This window comes from Jannaschia sp. M317, from assembly GCF_025141175.1.
Lineage (GTDB): Bacteria > Pseudomonadota > Alphaproteobacteria > Rhodobacterales > Rhodobacteraceae > Jannaschia.
In genome coordinates this window covers 790,122-803,667 of record NZ_CP081155.1, presented here as the reverse complement: position 1 = coordinate 803,667, position 13,546 = coordinate 790,122, and the positions used below count along the sequence as shown (strand labels likewise).

Annotated in this window: 13 protein-coding genes; 9 read left to right on the top strand and 4 right to left on the bottom strand. The window is 65.7% G+C overall.

Annotated features, from left to right (window positions below; all coding sequences use genetic code 11):
* Positions 1-42: 42 nt before the first annotated feature.
* Entirely contained in the window at positions 43-363 is a 321-nt protein-coding gene (gene trxA, locus K3551_RS04225; protein ID WP_259917960.1) for a thioredoxin, read from the top strand.
* Between the two features lie 138 nt (positions 364-501).
* On the opposite strand, the gene K3551_RS04220 is transcribed toward trxA, so the two are convergent.
* The 3 genes from K3551_RS04220 to K3551_RS04210 all read right to left on the bottom strand — a co-directional run bounded on the left by K3551_RS04220 (position 502) and on the right by K3551_RS04210 (position 2,908).
* Positions 502-1,125 carry a Pr6Pr family membrane protein gene (locus K3551_RS04220; RefSeq protein WP_259917958.1) on the bottom strand — a complete coding sequence of 208 codons (624 nt, stop codon included), beginning with the start codon at positions 1,123-1,125 and terminating at the stop codon, positions 502-504.
* A gap of 101 nt (positions 1,126-1,226) precedes the next feature.
* Positions 1,227-2,546: an ammonium transporter gene (locus K3551_RS04215; protein ID WP_259917957.1), complete on the bottom strand. Its 1,320-nt coding sequence runs from the start codon at positions 2,544-2,546 to the stop codon at positions 1,227-1,229.
* Between the two features lie 23 nt (positions 2,547-2,569).
* Positions 2,570-2,908 carry a P-II family nitrogen regulator gene (locus K3551_RS04210; protein WP_259917956.1) on the bottom strand — a complete coding sequence of 113 codons (339 nt, stop codon included), beginning with the start codon at positions 2,906-2,908 and terminating at the stop codon, positions 2,570-2,572.
* 282 nt (positions 2,909-3,190) lie between these two features.
* Between K3551_RS04210 and K3551_RS04205 the strand changes: the two genes are divergently transcribed.
* The 8 genes from K3551_RS04205 (at position 3,191) to K3551_RS04170 (ending at position 12,344) form a co-directional block, all read left to right on the top strand.
* Complete coding sequence (locus K3551_RS04205; protein ID WP_259917954.1) at positions 3,191-5,338, top strand: transglycosylase domain-containing protein; 2,148 nt, start codon at positions 3,191-3,193, stop codon at positions 5,336-5,338.
* Positions 5,339-5,461: 123 nt separating this feature from the next.
* Positions 5,462-7,207, top strand: a complete 1,746-nt coding sequence (locus K3551_RS04200; protein WP_259917952.1) for a type I secretion system permease/ATPase — start codon at positions 5,462-5,464, stop codon at positions 7,205-7,207.
* The gene (locus K3551_RS04195; protein WP_311199766.1) at positions 7,204-8,577 is read left to right on the top strand and encodes an HlyD family type I secretion periplasmic adaptor subunit; all 1,374 of its coding nucleotides are present in this window, start codon (positions 7,204-7,206) and stop codon (positions 8,575-8,577) included. The genes K3551_RS04200 and K3551_RS04195 overlap by 4 nt, the downstream gene beginning before the upstream one ends.
* A gap of 257 nt (positions 8,578-8,834) precedes the next feature.
* Positions 8,835-9,293 (top strand): RidA family protein, encoded by a 459-nt coding sequence (locus tag K3551_RS04190; protein ID WP_259917950.1) that lies wholly within the window; start codon positions 8,835-8,837, stop codon positions 9,291-9,293.
* Positions 9,290-10,045 (top strand): glycerophosphodiester phosphodiesterase family protein, encoded by a 756-nt coding sequence (locus K3551_RS04185; protein ID WP_259917948.1) that lies wholly within the window; start codon positions 9,290-9,292, stop codon positions 10,043-10,045. Before K3551_RS04190 ends, K3551_RS04185 begins: the two co-directional genes overlap by 4 nt.
* A 25-nt stretch (positions 10,046-10,070) precedes the next feature.
* Positions 10,071-11,258 (top strand): GNAT family N-acetyltransferase, encoded by a 1,188-nt coding sequence (locus K3551_RS04180; protein WP_259917946.1) that lies wholly within the window; start codon positions 10,071-10,073, stop codon positions 11,256-11,258.
* Positions 11,255-11,494: a 4a-hydroxytetrahydrobiopterin dehydratase gene (locus K3551_RS04175; RefSeq protein ID WP_259917944.1), complete on the top strand. Its 240-nt coding sequence runs from the start codon at positions 11,255-11,257 to the stop codon at positions 11,492-11,494. Before K3551_RS04180 ends, K3551_RS04175 begins: the two co-directional genes overlap by 4 nt.
* Position 11,495: 1 nt before the next feature.
* Positions 11,496-12,344 (top strand): mechanosensitive ion channel family protein, encoded by an 849-nt coding sequence (locus tag K3551_RS04170; protein ID WP_259917943.1) that lies wholly within the window; start codon positions 11,496-11,498, stop codon positions 12,342-12,344.
* Between the two features lie 33 nt (positions 12,345-12,377).
* Here the strand turns inward: K3551_RS04170 and K3551_RS04165 are convergent, their stop codons facing one another.
* A complete protein-coding gene (locus K3551_RS04165) occupies positions 12,378-13,532 on the bottom strand; it encodes a glycosyltransferase (RefSeq protein WP_259917941.1) in 1,155 nt (384 codons plus the stop codon).
* Positions 13,533-13,546: the final 14 nt, after the last annotated feature.

Genomic DNA, 13,546 nt, shown 5'->3' with positions numbered 1-13,546 from the left:
CCTCCGACCCAAGCGCATTCCGCGCCCCATAGGAGATCTGCCATGGCCACCGTTGCCGCCACCGATGCCACCTTCGACGAAATCGTCAAACAGTCTGATGTCCCTGTTATCGTTGATTTTTGGGCAGAATGGTGCGGCCCCTGCAAGCAGATCGGCCCGGCGCTGGAAGAGTTGTCGGAAGAATATGCAGGCAAGGTCAAGATCGTGAAGGTCAACGTCGACGAAAACCCCGCCTCGCCCGGCGCGATGGGGGTGCGCGGCATTCCGGCCCTGTTCATGTTCAAGAACGGGGAAGCCGTGGATCAGAAAATCGGCGCCGCCCCCAAGGCCGCGCTGAAAGACTGGATCGACGGCGCCGTCTGAGCCGTTTTTCACGGTTTGGGGGAAACCTCACCGCTGCAATTCACGTTTCGGGGTAAAACCCGCACCCCCCGCAGGTCCACCGCCTACGGGGGGGTTTGCGTTGATACCGTGGTCAGGGGACCGCCGACGAAAGGGGCGTCAGGCCACCTGCCCGCGCCGGAACAGGCGGGCCACGCCGATCAGCGCGTATCCCGTCGCGATGAACAGAACCGCAAGGCCAGCGACATTCATCGACAGGCGGGTCGCGCCCAACTCGGGCAGGTTCAGGAAGAAGTACGGATAGACCCCATCCCCCGCCGCGCGGATCAGGATGTAGACGCAATAGATCAATGGCCAGACCGCCCAGATCAGAGGGTCGCGCAGGGTCAGCGGCGGCTTGGGCGCAAAGGCCAGCCACCACAGGACCGTAAGGATTGGCACGACGGTGTGGACGCCCTGATCGGCCAGGGCCTCTGACCCCTGATGGTCGACGAGGTGGGCCAGCAGAACGTGATAGACCGCGCCCACGATCAGGATCGAGATGGTTAGTGCGAGCAGGATCGCCGGGGCCACGGCCCGGCGCAGGACCACGGCCGTCAGCATCAGAGCCACCAGAAGGTTCGTCAGGATCGTGAAGTAGTGGCTGAGATGCGAAAGCGCGGGCAGCAGGCCGCCCTTTTCTTCGAACGACAGGGCAAGACGCAGGGCGAGAAAGGCATATGCCAGCGCGGCGAGGGCGGCGGCGGTCTGGCGTGCGCGGCTGGTCTGGGACGGATCGGTCATGGCCCATCGGTGCACGGGCAGGGGCCCGTGGGCAAGGCAAAGAATAACCCCCGGGCGCGGTTGCGTCCGGGGGTTGCTTCATCAAATTCCGTGGAAGGGGATCAGCCCTTCGAGAACTCGGGGTAGGCTTCCATGCCCAGCTCGGACATGTCGAGGCCGTTGATCTCGGCCTCTTCGCTGACGCGGATGCCCATGGTGGCCTTCAGGATCAGCCAGACGACCAGGCTGACGATGAAGACGAAGGCACCGATCGCGGCAAAGCCCATGATCTGCGTCGCGAAAGACGTGCCGTCGGTGTAGACCGGAACAACCAGCGTGCCCCAGAAACCGGCGATCAGGTGGACCGGGATGGCGCCGACGACGTCGTCGATCTTCAGCTTGTCCAGCATCGGCACGGTGAAGACCACGATCACGCCACCGACAGCACCAATCCAGAGCGCCCCGAAGAGCGTGGGATCGAGCGGACCGGCGGTGATGGAGACCAGACCGGCAAGCGCGCCGTTCAGGACCATCGTCAGGTCGACCTTCTTGTACATCACCTGTGTCAGGATCAGCGCGGCAACCGCACCGGCCGACGCGGCCATGTTGGTGTTGGCAAAGATGCGACCCACGTCGGTGATGTCACCCACGGTGCCAGCAGCCAGCTGCGAGCCACCGTTGAAGCCGAACCAACCCAGCCACAGGATAAACGTACCCAGGGTTGCCAGCGCCAGGTTCGAACCGGGCATCGGCACGACCTTGCCGTCCTTGGCATACTTGCCGATCCGCGGACCCAGCACGATGGCACCGGCCAGGGCTGCGAAACCACCGGCGGCGTGCACCAGGGTGGAACCTGCGAAGTCGGAGAAGCCGGCTTCGGACAGCCAACCGCCACCCCACTGCCAGGACGCTTCGATCGGGTAGATGAAGCCGGTCAGCACGACGACGAAGATCAGGAACGGCCACAGCTTGATACGCTCGGCCAGGGTGCCCGAGACGATCGACGCGGTGGTGGCGCAGAACATCAGCTGAAAGAAGAAGTCGGACGCAACCGAGGCATAGTCCAGCGCGGCGTCACCGGCACCCAGGCCCACAGGCTCCAGCACGGTGATGTTGAAGAAACCGCCGACGTAGCCGTTGAAATCGCCCGGATACATCAGGTTGAAGCCAACCAGCCAGTACATGATGGAGGCGATGCCGAACAGACCCATGTTCTTGGTCAGCTGGGTCGTGACGTTCTTGGACCGCACGAGGCCGGCCTCGAGCATGGCGAAGCCTGCCGCCATCCAGAACACCAGGAAGCCGCCCACCAGGAACAGCAGGGTCGTCATGATGTACGGCCCGATTTCGTCAAAGCCCGGCGCAGGCGCGTCCTGAGCAAAGGCCGCGACCGGAAGCGCGGTCAGCGCAGCGCCCAGGGCCAGTGTTTTCATAAATTTCATTACCAGTTTCCCCTTGGCGTCGTTCAGATGGCGTCTTCGTTCAGCTCGCCGGTGCGCACACGCACGGCCTGCTGGACATCGAGGACGAAGATCTTGCCGTCACCGATCTTGTCGGTCTTGGCGGTGGTGGCGATTGTCTCGACGACCTGGTCGGCCATGGCAGCCGGCACCACGATCTCCAGCTTGACCTTCGGCACGAAGTTCACGGCGTATTCGGCGCCGCGGTAGATTTCTGTGTGGCCCGACTGCGAGCCGAAGCCCTTGATCTCGGTGACCATCATGCCGCGCACGCCCAAAGCGGTGAGCGCCTCGCGCACCTCCTCGAGCTTGAACGGCTTGATCGCTGCAATGATGAGTTTCACATCGATTCCCCTACGCTACGGCCCCCCACTGAAGGGGCCCGGATGCAGGGGTGATCACGGACGCAAGAGGGGAGGTGCAACGAAATGGGGCAGATCCGCGGGCTCGCGGAGGTCGAATTGCACTTTTTTTGCACAATTTTTCGTCAGTGCTTATTTTTCGGGCGATACTGAAATGCTGCAAATGCGAAGTCTTCGGTCGGTCATGGGGTGCCAAAGCGACTCGCCTGCGGGTAGAGTTGTGAAAAAGTCGAACCGACACAGTCCAACGGACGAGCAGACATCATGGCGAAATCCGGCAAGTCCCGCCTCGTCGCGGACCGTCGCAGCAAAGCCGCAGCCCCCCGCCGGGCCCCGGCCAAAAAGAAACCCGCACCGCGCGCACCGCGCAAGCGGGGTCTGCTGGGCTGGCTGATCTGGCCCTTTACCTTCCTGCTGCGCGTCACCTGGGCGCTGGCCTGGCGCGGCGCGGCGGTGCTGGCCCTGATCCTGGGCGTGGCGGTTGCCTATAACCTGGCCCGTATCCCCGACATGGCGTCGCTGGCAGATGGGCGCGCGCGGGGGTCGGTCACGCTGCAGGACCGCTCGGGCGCGGTCTATGCCTGGCGGGGCGAAAACTACGGCGGGCTGATCACCACCGAAAGCGTGTCCGAACATCTGCGCAACGCGGTCGTCGCCAGCGAAGACAAGCGGTTCTATCGCCATCTGGGCGTCAGCCCGCGCGGCATCGCGGGGGCCATGCGCACAAACATGCAGGCCGGTCGCGGACCGTTTTCCGGCGGCGGCGGATCGACGATCACGCAGCAGGTCGCCAAGCTTCTGTGTCTGGGCACCGACTACGACCCGACCCTGGGGCAAAGCGAGGCCGAGTTCGAGGCCGACTGCCGCGCCGGCAGCGTCTGGCGCAAGGTCAAGGAAATCCCCTATGCTCTGGCGCTGGAGCTGAAATTCTCCAAGGACGAGATCCTGGCGATCTATCTCAACCGGGCCTACCTTGGCGCGGGCGCGCGGGGCTTCGCGGCGGCAAGCGAGCGGTATTTCGGCACCTCGGTGTCGCAGGTGAACCCCGCGCAGGCGGCCATGCTGTCCGGGCTGCTGCCCGCGCCCAGCTATTACGCCCCCACCTCGAATCTGAAACGGGCCCAGGACCGGGCGGCGACCGTTCTGCGGCTGATGAACGAGCAGGGCTATCTGAGCACGGCCGCGTACCAACAGGCGCTGGAGTCGCCTGCCACGTTGTCGTCGGCCGCGCGCCAGGACACCGGCGGCTATTTCGCGGATTGGGTGATGGGGACCGGCCCCGACTTTCTGACCAAGGACACCACCGAAGACGTCATCATGCGCACCACGCTGGACAAGGGCATCCAGCGCGCCGCCGAAGAGGCGCTGAACCATGTGTTCGACACCAAGGTGCGCGAAGGATCCGAAGCACAGGCCGCCATCGTCGTCATGAGCGCGGACGGTGCCGTGCGCGCCATGGTTGGCGGGCGCAACACGCGCGGCGCCGGGCAATTCAACCGCGCAGTGCAGGCGGTGCGTCAAACCGGGTCCAGCTTCAAACCCTTTGTCTATGCCGCGGCACTGGATCTGGGGTGGCGGTTCGACGACCGGGTGTTCGACGGGCCGTTGCAGATCCAGGTACCGGGATCCGGCATCTACGCCCCCGAAAACTACGACAAGAAGTTCTATGGCGAGGTGACCCTGACCGAGGCGCTGACGCGGTCGCTCAATACGGCCGCCGTGCGCCTGTCGGAAAACGTGGGCCGCGACATCGTGCGCAAGGTCGCGACCGACTTCGGCATCGAAAGCGATCTGGCCGCCGGTCCGGCCCTGGCCCTGGGGGCCTCGGAATCGAGCCTGTTGGAAATCACCGGGGCCTACGCGGGCATCCTGAACGGCGGCACCAGTGTCACGCCTTACGGGCTGACATCGCTGCGGCTGCGCGGCGAGACGCAATCCCTGCTGGATCACGAAAGCGGGCTGGGCGAACGGGTCATCACCGAAGACGCCGCCCGCCAGCTGGTCTATATGATGAGCCAGGTCGTCGAGCGCGGAACCGGCACCCGCGCCGCCCTGCCGGGACGTCCGGCGGCCGGCAAGACCGGCACGACCAGCAGCTACCGCGACGCCTGGTTCGTGGGGTTCACGGGGGACTATGTCGCGGGCGTCTGGATGGGCTATGACGACAACACGCCCCTGACCGGGGTGACCGGCGGCGGCCTGCCCGCAGAGATCTGGCACGAGACGATGGTACGGGTGCACGACGGCCTGCCCGTCACGCCCCTGCCGATGGTCGATCCGGTCCGCGCCGCGCGCAGACCCGTGGCTCCGGCACCGCAACCGCAGGCCCCCGCCTCCAACCCCGCCCCCGCGCCGGACCTGGCGGAACGTATCCTGATGGATGTGCTGGGCGGAATCTTCCGCAGGAACTGATGCCTCGGGCGGCAAAGGCTCTGGTAACCCGGGCCGCGTTATAGGACGATCCGCGTATTGAAGCGCGAACATATTCGAAGGCCGCCCGGTATTGACCGGGCGCACCCGGGGGGACCGACCGACATGAAGCGACCGCAGGCAGTGCGTCCGGGGCAAGGCCAGCCGGAACTGACCGATATTCGTCGCCGCAGCACCGGCCTGCTGGTGATGGTGTTTATCTTTTCGATGGTGGTGAACGCCCTGATGCTGACCGGGCCGATCTACATGCTGCAGGTCTATGACCGCGTGCTGGGATCCCGATCAGAAGAAACGCTGCTGGCGCTGTCGGTTCTGGTGACCTTTCTGTTCTTGATGATGGGCGTTATGGATCACATCCGTGGCCGTGTCATGGCCCGGGTGGGCGCGCGGTTCCAGTCGGCCCTGGACGGGCGCGTGTTTCAGGCCCACCTGCGCCGCGCCGCTGTCAGTCCGGGCGGCGCCGGCACCAGAAACCCCCTGCGCGATGTAGAGGCGGTGCAGCGGCTGCTGTCTTCGCCGGTGTTTCTTGCGCTGTTTGATATTCCGTGGACACCGCTGTTCTTGTTCGCGATCTTCCTGTTCCACCCCTGGCTGGGGTTCCTGGCGGTGGGGGGTGGCCTTGTGCTGGTGGCGCTGGCCCTGCTCAACCAGGCGATGACCTCCGGGCCGATGGCGGATGCCAACCAGGCCAACATGCGCGCAGAACTGACCGCCCAACAGCTCGCCTCGGAGGCGGAGCTGGTACAGAGCCTGGGCATGCGCGGTGCGGCGTTCGACCGCTGGATGCAGGCACGGGGCAAGTCGCTGACGGAATCGATGGCGTTCTCGGACCGTTCCGGGTTTTTCACGGTCACGACCAAGACGCTGCGGCTGTTTCTGCAATCGGCGATGCTGGGCCTCGGGGCCTATCTGGTCCTGCAAAACCAGATGACGGCGGGCGCGATGATCGCGGGCTCGATCCTGATGGGGCGCGCGCTGGCCCCGATCGAGATGGTGATCGGCCAATGGCAATTGGTGCACGGCGCACGCAAGGGGCGGCAGTCGGTGCTGGAATTGCTGGAGGCGGTGCCGCCGACAACGCCCCGCACGCCGCTGCCGCGGCCGCAGGCCCTGCTGACCGCCGAAAACGTCACCATCGTGCCGCCGGGGGCCCAACAGGCCAGTCTGCGGGCGGTGACGTTCATCCTGAAACCCGGTCAGGCGATGGGCGTCATCGGGCCGTCGGGTGCGGGCAAGACGACATTGGCCAAGGCCGTCACCGGGGTCTGGAACCCGGCGGGCGGCAAGATGCGCCTCGATAGTGCAACGCTGGATCAATACGATCCTGACGTGCTGGGCGGCTACATCGGATACCTGCCGCAAACGGTGACCCTGTTCGACGGGACCATCGCCGAGAACATCGCCCGCCTTGCCATCGACCCCGACCCCGCCAAGATCGTGGAGGCCGCCAAGAAGGCCGCCGCCCACGAGATGATCCTGGAACAGCCTGCGGGCTATGACACGCCCGTGTCCGCCGTCGGCGGGCGGCTGTCGGGCGGGCAGATCCAGCGGATCGGCCTGGCCCGCGCCATGTATGGCGACCCGGTGATCCTGGTTCTGGATGAGCCGAATTCGAACCTCGACAATGAGGGGACGCGCGCGCTCAACACCGCGATCAAGGGCATGAAGTCCGAAGGCAAGTCCGTCATCATCATCGCCCACCGCCCCGCCGCCATTCAGGAATGCGAGGTGCTGCTGATGCTTGAACACGGGGTGCGCACCGCCTTTGGCCCGCGCGAAGAGGTGCTGCAGAAGATGGTCAAGAACCACGCGGAACTGGCCCGCAACCCGACGCCCGGAGGCGTGTCATGAACCAGATGCCCGCCCATCCGCCCAAACCGCAGATGCCCGCCACGCCGGCCAAACCGGTGCCCCCCGCCAAAGCGGCGGCCAAGGCCTGGACGGCGCGGCGACAGCTGGTCATCGGGGTGATCGGCTTGCTGATCCTGCTAGGTGGCTTCGGATCCTGGGCAGTCCTTGCCAATATTTCGGGGGCGATCATTTCCCAGGGGCAGATCGCGGTCGACAGCAATCGACAAGTCGTCCAGCACCCTGACGGCGGTGTCGTGACCGATATCCTGGTGCGCGAGGGCGACGTGGTCGGGGCCGACCAGGTCCTGCTTCGGCTGGACCGGACGCTTGTGCAATCGGACGCGCAGATCCTGCTTGACCAGTTGCACGAGATCGAGGCCCGGTCGTCCCGCTTCGAGGCGGAGCGGGATCTGCTGCCCGAGATCGCCTTTTCGGACACGCTGCGCGCGGCTGCCGCCGAGGACCCCGAAGTGCAGTCCATGTTGGACGGACAGGAACGGCTGTTCGAAACCCGCCAGGAAGCCGCTGACCGCGAGGCGGAGCAATTGCTCCGCCGCAAGGAGCAGATCGGCAACCAGGTCGATGGCATCACCGCCCAGCAAGAGGCCCTGAACCTGCAACTGGGTTTCATCCGCGAAGAGCTGGAGGCCCAGCAAAGCCTGTTGGAACGCGGCCTGGCCCAGGCCCCTCGGGTGTTGTCGCTGCAACGCGAAGAGGCGCGGCTGTTGGGCCAGGTGGGTGAATTCACCGCCGCCGTCGCGGAACTGGAAGGGCGCGCCATCGAGATCGACCTGGAGGTTCTGAAGCTGGAAACGCGCCTGCGGGAACAGGCCATCAGCCAACTGCGCGACCTGCAATTCCGCCAGGTCGAACTGGCGGAACAATATCGCTCGGTCCAGGAACGGCTCAGCCGGATGGAGATCACGGCCCCGGTGGGCGGGGTCGTCTACGGGCTTGCCGTCTTTGCGGAACGCAGTGTGATCCGCCCCGCCGAGCCGGTTCTGTTCATTGTCCCACAGGATCGCGCCCTGGTGATCCAGACGCAGGTGGATCCGATCCATATCGACCAGGTCTATCCCGGACAGCCGGTGACCCTGCGCATGCCGACCTTCGACGCGCGCACCACGCCCGAAATCTTCGGATCGGTCATCCGGGTGTCGCCCGATGCCTTTACCAACGAGGCGACGGGCGCGCCGTACTATCGCGCGGAGATCCTGCCGAACGAGGGGGAGATTGACCGGCTGAACGGCCAGGTCATGTTGCCTGGCATGCCCGTCGAGGCCTATATCCGCACCGACGACCGCACACCGCTGGGCTACCTGATCAAGCCCCTCGCCGACTACTTCAACCGGGCCTTCCGGGAGGGGTGAGCGCCGGTCCAGCGAAGCTGGATCGCAGGCTCCGGCGGAGCCTGTGAAGGCGCGAACGCGGCCTCCGGCAGGAGGTCGCAAGGTCCGAAGGACAGCGCCGGGCCGGGGCGGCGTGAACCCCGCCCTACGATGAAGACGGCATCCGACTGCCCCCCGTAGGGCGGGGTTCACGCCGCCCTGCCTCGCCAGTAATCGCGATTGCCCTCTCCGCCCGACCGTGACAGCCTGCGGCAACATTTCGCCCAGGAGCCCGCACCATGTCCTTCACCGACCGCCTTTCCGCCATGGGGATCACCCTGCCCGACGCGCCCGCACCGGCGGCCAACTATGTGCCCTTCGTGCGGTCCGGCGACCTTTTGTTCGTCTCCGGTCAGATCAGCGCGGGGCCGGACGGGATGATGGTCGGCACCCTGGGGGCGGATGCCTCGTTGGAGCAGGGCGTGGCCGCGGCCAGGGCCTGCGCGATCAGCCTGCTGGCGCAGGTGAAGGCGGCCTGCGGCGGGGATCTGGAGCGTTTGGACCAGGTCGTGAAGCTGACCGGTTTCGTCAATTCGACCGCTGACTTCCACGATCAGCCCAAGGTGATCAACGGTGCCTCGGACCTGTTGGCCGAGGCCTTGGGCGATGCGGGTAAACACAGCCGGTCTGCCGTGTCCGCCGCTTCGCTGCCGTTTGGGGTCATGGTGGAAATCGAGGGCATCTTTCGCCTGAAATGACCCGCCTGCCCGACAGCTTTCTGGCCGGACCCATCGCCCATCGTGGCCTGCACGACCGCGCGGACGGGCGGCCCGAGAACTCTCTCGCGGCGTTCCGGGCGGCGATTGCGCTGGGTGTCGGGATCGAGCTGGACGTCCAGCCCTCGGCCGAGGGCACGGCCATGGTGTTTCACGATGACACCCTGGACAGGCTGACCGCTGCGACCGGTCCGATCGCCGCACGCCCTAAGGCAGAGCTGTCCGCGCTGCCTTTGACCGGTGGCCGCGAAGGGATTCCAACGCTGGATAAGGTGCTGACCCTGGTCGCCGGACAAGTCCCGTTGCTGATCGAGATCAAGGATCAGGACGGCGACATGGGGCCGGACGTGGGGCGTCTTGAACGCGATGTGGCGCGGGCCCTGGACGGGTACGCCGGGGATGTCGCGCTGATGTCCTTCAATCCGCATTCGGTGGCCGCGCTGGCCCGGCTGTGCCCGTCGCGTGCGCGGGGGCTGGTCACATCGGCCTATGAGGCGCGGCATTGGCCCGACCTGTCCGAGACAACCCGAACGCACCTGCGCGAAATCCCAGACCTGGACCGGGTCGCAGCCGGGTTCATCAGCCATGAGGTCGCGGCCCTGACGATGCCACGGGTGGCAGAAATCAAACGCGCCGGCCTGCCCGTTCTGTGCTGGACGGTCCGATCAAGGGCGCAAGAGGCACAGGCGCGGCAAATCGCCGACACCGTGACCTTCGAAGGCTACTTGCCCTGACCGCCCGCGACCCCAGATCAGGACAATGACTGACACCTCCATCGAAATCACGGTGCTGCCGTCACTGGCGCAGATCGACGCCGCAGACTGGGACGCCTGCGCCTGCCCCGAGGCGGCGGACGGCGGCCCGCCTGCCGATCCATTCACAACCCATCGGTTCTTGCGCGCGCTGGAAGAAAGCGGGTCGGTCGGGCCGGGCAGCGGCTGGCAGCCGCAATACCTGATCGCGCGGGCAGGCGGACAGGTGATCGCCTGCGCGCCGCTTTATGCCAAGGGGCACAGCCAGGGCGAATACATCTTCGATCACAACTGGGCCCATGCCTGGGAACGGGCGGGGGGCAATTACTATCCGAAGCTGCAGATGGCCGTGCCCTTCACCCCCGCGTCCGGGCGGCGGTTCCTGTTGCGACCGGGGCAGGAGGAGGTGGGCATCCAGGCCCTGATCCAGGGGGCGGTGCAACTGACCGAACAGAACGACCTGTCATCGTTGCACATCACGTTCTGCACCGAGGCGGAGCGGGAGGTGGGCGCGGACCTGGGCCTGATGGCGCGGTCCAGCCAGCAGTATCACTGGTTCAACGACGGCTACGCCGGTTTCGACGATTTCCTCGCCGCGCTGAGCAGTCGCAAGCGCAAGACCATCCGCAAGGAACGGGCGCAGGCGCAGGGCTTTGGCGGAGACATCCGCAGCTACACCGGCGACAGCCTGCGGCCCGAGCATTGGGATGCCTTCTGGCGGTTCTATCAGGACACGGGCGCGCGCAAATGGGGGTCGCCCTATCTGACGCGCCAGTTCTTTGACCTGGTGCAACGCGACATGCGCGACGATGTCCTGCTGGTGCTGGCGGAACGCGACGGGGTGCCGGTGGCGGGTGCATTGAACTTCATCGGGCGCGATGTGCTCTATGGCCGCTACTGGGGCTGCACCGAACATCACCCGATGCTGCATTTCGAGCTGTGCTATTATCAGGCCATCGACCACGCCATCGCTCGCGGTCTGGGTCGGGTGGAGGCGGGCGCGCAGGGCGACCACAAACTGGCGCGCGGCTATCTGCCCGTCACCTGCCATTCCCTGCATCACATCCCGAACGAGGGCTTTGCCCGCGCCGTAGCCCAGTTCCTGGAGGCCGAAGCCCGCGCCATCGAGGAAGATATCGAGGTGCTGACCGCCTACGGCCCGTTCAGACGCGACAAGGTGGAGGAACAGGAATGATCCCGGACGGATGGACGGAACGGGACGGCGGACTGGAGCGCCGGTTCCGGTTCAAGGATTTCTCCGAGGCCTGGGGCTTCATGACGCGCGTGGCGCTGGCCGCCGAGGCGGCGGACCATCATCCGGACTGGTCGAATGTCTGGAACCGGGTGGACATTCGCCTGACGACCCACGATGCGGGGGGCCTGACGGACAAGGACCGGGCGCTTGCTCGGGCGATCAACGAACTGGCCTGACATGAACGAACTGCTTTCCACCGAGATCTATGCCGGGCGCACGCTGGGCGATTTCATTTCCTTCGATTTCCTGGCGGCGCTGGTGGGCGATCTGCTGGCTGCCGTGGTGGTCCTGTTCCTCGGGTTCATCATCGCGGGTTGGGTCAGCCGTCGCATCCGCGCGGTGGCGGAACGGCACAAGCGGCTGGACCAGACGCTGTTCGACTTCCTGTCGAACATCGCGCGCTACGTCGTGATCGGCCTGTCGGTCCTGATCGTGATGAGCACCTTCGGCATTCAGACGACGTCACTGGTGGCCGTCATCGGTGCCGCCGGTCTGGCCATCGGCCTGGCCTTGCAGGGCACCCTGTCGAACGTCGCGGCGGGCGTGATGCTGATCTTTTTCCGGCCCATCAAGCTGGGCGATTTCGTCACCATCAACGGTGAAAGCGGGACGGTGAAGTCGATCAACCTGAATTTCACCGAACTGGCCAGCGTCGGTAACGTGCAGATCATCATTCCCAACTCCGAGGTTTGGGGCAACACGATCACCAACTTTTCCGCCTATCCGACGCGGCAGGCGGAATGGACGTTCGGGGTCGGCTACAATGCCGATCTGCATCTGGTCGAGAAGGTGATCCTCGACACGCTCATGTCGGACCCGCGGTTTCTGGCTGACCCGGCACCCACCGTGAAGGTGACGGAATTGGGTGCCTCTTCGGTGGATTTCCTGGCCCGCGCCTGGGTCAAGCGAGAAGATTTCTTCGGCTACAGCAAGGACATGAACCGCGACGTCAAGATCGCGCTGGATGCGGCGGGCGTCGAGATCCCGTTTCCGAACCGCACGGTGCATATCATCAAGGACGACTGAGGGCGAAGAACCCTCAGGCATCCTCCGGCCCCGTCACGTTGCGTGAAACGCCTCCAACCGGTCCAGCGCGGCCTCAAGGTCCGGCGTCTCGGCGATCTGCCGGGCGACCGCTGCGGCCTGCGATTGCAAGCTGTCGTCCGCCAGGGCTGCGACGACGGCCGCGCGGATCGATGTGGCATCGGCATCCGGCACGGCAATGCCCAGACCGGCGGCGGCGATGCAATGTGCGTTGTCCGGCTGATCCGCAATGGAGGGCGCGACCACCATCGGCACGCCTGCGCCCATGGCCGCCAACACGGTGCCGGACCCACCGTGGCAAAGCACGAGCCGTGCATGCGGAAACACCTGATCCTGCGGCACAAAGCGACGCACGATGATATTCGGGGCGGCGCAGTCCATCAGGGCGTCCGGCGCGTCCCGCCCAACCGTCAACAGGACCGAGACCGGCAAATCGGCCAGCGCGGCGATCGTGTCGGCATAGATCGGCGGCGGGTTCGTCTGGTTCGCGGTAACGGTACCGAAGGTGGCATAGATCAGCGGAGTGCCGTCCTGCGGCAGCCAATCCGTCTGCGTCCCGGCGGGGGCGGCGCTTGTGGCAGGTCGAAACCGAAAGGGGGTCTGCGTCCCGGTTCGGTCAACGCGGTCGAGCTGTGCGGGATGAAGGGTGAAGGCCGCCTCATCGACAAAAGGGCCGCGGCGGCGCTTGGGCAGACCGACATACGCCCGCAACGCGTCCAGCACCTGCGGGAAGCGGGTCGCAAAGAGGTCTTCGGACCAGGCGTTCAGGATTTCCATGCGCACATGGCGAATGCCCTGCAATTCCCCGGCGAGGTAGCCGGCAAGCTCGCACGTCTCCCGGACGATCAGGTCGGGACGCCAATCCGCCAGTTGCGGCAAAAGGCTGGGCAAGGCCGCGCGAGGCAGCAGCCCCATGAAGAACTCCGGCACATAGGCATCCGCGATCTCTGATTTCGGCAGGTCACGGACCATGGCGGAAAAGGCCGCGCGATCAGCGTCCGACGGGCCGTCCATCACCAGATGTGGAAAGCCGTGCCCCTTGATCATTTCGGCCATCGGCGCAATGGCGGCGAACCGCACGTCATGACCGCGCGCGTGCATCCCCCGCGCCAACGGCAGGAGCGGTCGAAAATGGCTTTCCGACTTGATGCAGGTAAAGAGAATGCGCATCGGCCCCCCGGCGA